The sequence below is a fragment of the Mesorhizobium sp. M1E.F.Ca.ET.041.01.1.1 genome, assembly GCF_003997355.1.
Taxonomy (GTDB): Bacteria; Pseudomonadota; Alphaproteobacteria; order Rhizobiales; family Rhizobiaceae; genus Mesorhizobium.
Genome location: NZ_RZSL01000478.1, coordinates 1 through 4,867 on the forward strand (window position 1 = coordinate 1; position 4,867 = coordinate 4,867).

The 4,867-nt window shown below is 61.0% G+C and carries 5 protein-coding genes and 1 pseudogene; all 6 read left to right on the plus strand.

Annotated elements, in window-relative coordinates:
- Positions 1 to 78 precede the first annotated feature (78 nt).
- Entirely contained in the window at positions 79 to 1,464 is a 1,386-nt protein-coding gene (locus tag EOA38_RS28215; protein ID WP_245480936.1) for a type II and III secretion system protein family protein, read from the plus strand.
- Complete coding sequence (locus EOA38_RS28220; RefSeq protein ID WP_127300770.1) at positions 1,451 to 1,744, plus strand: hypothetical protein; 294 nt, start codon at positions 1,451 to 1,453, stop codon at positions 1,742 to 1,744. The genes EOA38_RS28215 and EOA38_RS28220 overlap by 14 nt, the downstream gene beginning before the upstream one ends.
- A 69-nt stretch (positions 1,745 to 1,813) precedes the next feature.
- Positions 1,814 to 3,316: a pilus assembly protein TadG-related protein gene (locus EOA38_RS28225; protein ID WP_127300771.1), complete on the plus strand. Its 1,503-nt coding sequence runs from the start codon at positions 1,814 to 1,816 to the stop codon at positions 3,314 to 3,316.
- A 5-nt stretch (positions 3,317 to 3,321) separates the two neighbouring features.
- Positions 3,322 to 3,843, plus strand: coding sequence for a TadE/TadG family type IV pilus assembly protein (locus tag EOA38_RS28230; RefSeq protein ID WP_127300772.1), 522 nt, complete (start codon positions 3,322 to 3,324; stop codon positions 3,841 to 3,843).
- A gap of 41 nt (positions 3,844 to 3,884) precedes the next feature.
- Positions 3,885 to 4,481: a TadE/TadG family type IV pilus assembly protein gene (locus EOA38_RS28235; protein WP_245480935.1), complete on the plus strand. Its 597-nt coding sequence runs from the start codon at positions 3,885 to 3,887 to the stop codon at positions 4,479 to 4,481.
- Positions 4,478 to 4,867 (plus strand): annotated as a pseudogene (locus EOA38_RS28240) (response regulator transcription factor); the annotation flags it as partial. The gene EOA38_RS28235 and the pseudogene EOA38_RS28240, both read left to right, overlap by 4 nt.

Genomic DNA, 4,867 nt, shown 5'->3' on the forward strand with positions numbered 1-4,867 from the left:
ATCTAGATGCGATTTTTTCGGGGATCACTGGCCGCCGCCGCTCTGGCGTTGTCCTGTATTGTGTTGCCGTTGAGCCCTGTGGCTCATGCCGCCGACCGCTTCATCGACGTGTCGAGCCCGTCGCTGCACCGCGTCTTCGTGCCCGTCTCGCAGTCGGTCACCATCCAGGTGAGCGCCACGCTTGGCGATATCGTCGTCGGCGACGAAAAGATCGCCGACGCCCAACCGATGACCGACAAGACGCTCTACATCATCGGCAAGAGCGTCGGCACCACCACCGTCAATCTGTTTTCCGAGGACAAGCGCTCGCTGGGCGCCATCCAGATCGAGGTCGGCCAGGATGTCAGCGACATGGCGGCCGCGATCCGTCAGGTGGCACCGAGGGCGCGCATCGAAATCGGTTCGATCAACGGCAAGGTTCGCCTGAGCGGCCACGTCAAGGACGCCGCGACGCTGGCGCAGATCGTCGAGGTGACGCAGCAATATGGCCCCGACGCCATTATCAATGCCGTCACCATCGATGACAGCGAGCAGGTCAATCTTTCGGTGCGCATCCTTGAGGCCAAGCGCAATAGCGGCCGCGACCTCGGCGTGTCTTTCCGGAGCAAGAACGGGAGCGGAACGTCCAGGGTTGGCACCGGGATCGCGACCACAACGAAGGATGACGACGGCAATCCCGTGGTCCTTGGCGATGGAGATCTGATCAGCGGATTACTGTCGACCGCCAACCCCTTCGGAGCTTTAATTACCCGCATCATCGACAGCAACGTCAAGGTCGACCTTATTATCGAGGCGCTCGAGTCGAAGGGTCTCGTACGGCTCCTGGCCGAACCGAACCTCACCACGGTTTCCGGCGAAACAGCCAGCTTCAACGCCGGCGGCGAAGTGCCGATCCGCAGCGTCAACAGCCAGGGCGAAATCGAGATCGTGTTCAAGCAATTCGGCGTCAATCTGAACTTCACGCCGGTGGTGCTGGATGACGGCAAGGTCCATATCAAGCTTGCGCCGGAAGTCAGCGACCTGACCGGCTTCACGCCGGCCGGCGACCCGATCTTCACCAACCGCAAGCTGGCGACCGTGGTCGACCTGCGCGACGGCCAGAGCTTCGCGGTCGGGGGCCTGCTGTCCAGCAAGAACACGAGGCTTCAGGATCAGGTGCCGTGGCTTGGCCAGGTGCCGATCATCGGTGCGCTGTTCAAGAATTCGAGCACGCAGAAGGAAGAGACCGAGCTGGTCGTCATCGTGACACCACACCTCGTGCGGCCGGTGAAGCCCGGTCAGCAACTGGCGACGCCTTTCGACAAGACGAGGCCGGCCAACGACCCGGAACTCATGCTGCTCGGTCAGCTCGAAGTCAGCAAGGACATGATCCGCAAATATGAGCACGGCGACGGCGTCACCGGCCCTTACGGCCACATGCTGGATGTGAAATCGAAGGACAAGATGCTCTATGTCAAGAAATAAGCTCCTGCTCGTCCTTCTCGGCTCCAGCCTGCTTGCGGGCTGCGCCGCCGACTATCTCAACAACTATGATACGATGACGTTGGCGTCGGGCGACTCGCAGAAGGCAAACGAACTGCTGCAGACGGTCGATCCGTATAACCCGGCGTCGAACAACACGAAAATCGAAGGCGACGGCGCTCGGTCGGTCGGCATCGTGCAGAAATACAAGCTTCCGCCGGCGCCGGCACCCACGACCAATATGACAGTCAATGTCGGTCCGACGGGTGCGACCACGCAGTGAAATGAACGAAAGGAAGCGGTTGTATCAGGTGTGAGAGGAGCCTGACACCAAGGGGTAAAGGGTTGGGTCATGTTGGGGACCATTCGTAGATTCTGGCACGATCAGCGAGGCATAGCGCTGCTGCTCGTCAGTATCATGTTGCCGGCAATCATCGGCTTTTCGCTGCTGGCAATCGACATGAGCCGGGTCAACAACATGCACAACGACCTGCAGAAGGCGGGCGATGCCATGGCTTTGGCCGCGGCTGCGGAGTTGGATGGCCGCACCGACTCGATCGTTCGCGCCGACCGGGCGCTAGCGACCCTGGTGAGCAACCCATATACCTTCTCCACGGCGGGCGTTCCGCAGGTGCTGCAAGCGGCGGGAGTGACGAGAACCTACCTTCGATCGCTTCCCGCATCAGACAGTACTGCCATCGCAGCAGCCAACATCATCACCGATGAAGTGACGGATGCACCCAACGCACGGTTCGTCCGGGTCACCGTGACGCCCGTCGGCTTCGCGGCCATATTCCCTGCCTCGTTTTTGACCGGGAACACCGCGAGCAACAGCTTCAACGTCGGCGCGGTCTCTGTCGCAGGGTTCACGTCCGGTGTCTGCAACTACACGCCCGTCTTCATCTGCAATCCATACGAGATGGTGAACGGCACCAACTCCGCCGGCGGCGTCACGCTGCAGCAAGCCGCATCAGATCCGTCCATCCGCCGGCGGTTGATCGAGCTTCGCACGGTGGGCAACAACGCTGGATACGGACCCGGCAACTTCGGGTTCCTCGCGCCGCCCGACAGCGTCGGCAACGGAGCTCAAGGGCTCGCGGAGACAATCGCGACGTCGAGGCCAATCGGCTGCTACTCGGCTCAGGGTGTAAGCACCAAGACAGGCCAGAACACCGGCCCGATTCAGGATGCTTTCAACGTGCGTTTCGGTATCAGTGCCAGTGGCAACTCCTTCAATAGCCCGGAATATGGCCCTGCCTCGAATGTGCGAAAGGGCGCGTCCGCGAATAGCAATGGAAATGGAGGCGGCAATACCAACCAGTGCCCGAACTATAATCAGCTGACGTTCAACGCCACGGGCAATATGGGCCTGCCAAGGGATGCCACGACGCCATATATGAGTGGGCGGATGGGTGACGGAGATTGGAACCTGTCCAGCTATTGGAGCACCAACTTCGGTGGGACCAGCTATCCTTCTTCCTGGGACACGAGCAAGCCGACCCGGTATCAGGTTTACCAATACGAGATCGCGAACAGTCTGGTGGGGACTGCTTCTGCGGGTGGCGAGGTGGGAACACCGCCGAGTTCCTGCCAGCCGCCGGTGGCATCCGTCGATCGTCGTCTGCTCTACGGCGCAATTCTCAACTGTAATGCGCTCGAGACCGCCGGTAACGATCTGAACGGCAACAGCACCAATCTCCCCGTAGAGGCTTTTGCAAGCTTCTTCCTGACCGAGCCCGTTCCGGGCGCCAACGCAGGTGGCTCCGTTTTCGTCGAGCTCGTTGACGTAACCGGTCGTGGCGGACAGGGAACCTTAGACAGTTTCCTGCGCGACGAAGCTCAGCTTTACCGGTGACGAAAATGCTTGGCCATATCCTTCGTCACCTTGCGAGATTTCAGCGTGATCAACGCGGCGCGGTGCTGATCGAGATGACACTTATCACGCCATTGATGCTTGCGCTTTCGGCCGGCGTGTTCGAGTTCGGCAATCTCATTCATGACAAGCTTTTGATGGAAGCCGGGCTTTCCGACGGGGCCCGTTTCGGCGCCCGCTGCAACAGCCAGATTTACACGGATGCCGGGCTGTCGGCGATAGACTGCGCCGGCATCGCCGCCAATATTGCGGTTTACGGCAATGTAGCTGGCACCGGCACAGCACGCGTTCCCGGCTGGCAAACAGCCAATGTCACCGTGACGATCGGTACCGGCTGCCACGATGCGGTGGTCGCAGGGGTCACGCAGTATCGATCGACGACCGCACAAGTCTGCATTGTCCGGGCGGACGGAACCTACCCCTACACCGGCGTCGGTATGCTGTCCTTCATTGGTATTGGTCCAATCACCCTGAGCGGTTCACATCAAGAGCGGTTGATGCGGTTCTGACGATGATCAGGCGTTTCGCAAAATCCGAGGACGGCGCGGCCATGGTCGAGATGACCATCGTCTCGACCCTGCTCTTTGCGTTGACGCTCGGCTTCGTCGATTTCGGCTACGCTTTTTATCAGTGGAATGCAGCAACCAAGGCGGTCCAGGTCGGCGCGCGGCTGGCCTCAATATCGGACGCGGTCGCGACCAACCTTGCCATTGCCGCACCGACGGCCAATCCCGGTGCGCCGGTCGTCGCCGGCGCTTACGGTCCGTTCGTCTGCAGTTACAGTGGTGCCACCGGTTCTTGCACAAACAGCGGCGGATTCAGCGCAGCTGCTTTCAGCCGGATATTCCGCGGCGACGCCGCCGTCACCAATGACGATGCCTGCCCGGCGCTTACCGGCACCCAGCGGCCAGGAATGTGCCACTTCTTCTCCGGCTTGCTGCGCAGCAACGTCGTCGTCACCTACACGGCAACCGGACTTGGCTATCAGACCCGGCTTGGCGGCCCCGTGCCGACGATCACGGTCAGCCTGCAAAACCGGACCTTCCAGTTCTTTTTCCTCCAGGGACTGATGGGGTTTGCCAACATCAACATGCCCTCCATGCTGAGTACTGTAACTGGCGAGGATTTGAAGAGTACGTTCCCATGAACGCCATCGACACCAGAGTGTTGCCCACCAAACGCAAACAGGTCGCCCTGTTTTCTTCCGACCCGAACTTCACGCGCGACGTGACGACACGGCTCGACGCGCTGGCGATCTACGACGTCAAGGTCTCGGAGGCGGTCGAGTTCCTGAAAGGGCCGCCGGTCGATGCGCGGCCGGGCATCATCATCCTCGATCTCGGCAGCGGCGAGCTGCTCGGCAACAATGCGCTCGTCGAGGCGCGCTCGGCCTGGGCGTCGGTGCCGCTGATCGCGGTTTCGGGCGAGCTGACGTCCGAGCAGACGCGGGTGCTGGTGCGCATGAACGCGTCGGACTGGCTGCACAAGCCGCTCGACGCCAAGGAGCTGCTCAACGCCGTCACTTTCCACGAC

Bases quoted from the DNA above. Each gene is read 5' to 3' on its own strand.
- EOA38_RS28230 (WP_127300772.1), top strand. From the start codon at position 3,322: ATGCTTGGCCATATCCTTCGTCACCTTGCGAGATTTCAGCGTGATCAA.
- EOA38_RS28235 (WP_245480935.1), top strand. From the start codon at position 3,885: ATGGTCGAGATGACCATCGTCTCGACCCTGCTCTTTGCGTTGACGCTC.
- EOA38_RS28220 (WP_127300770.1), top strand. From the start codon at position 1,451: ATGTCAAGAAATAAGCTCCTGCTCGTCCTTCTCGGCTCCAGCCTGCTT.
- EOA38_RS28225 (WP_127300771.1), top strand. From the start codon at position 1,814: ATGTTGGGGACCATTCGTAGATTCTGGCACGATCAGCGAGGCATAGCG.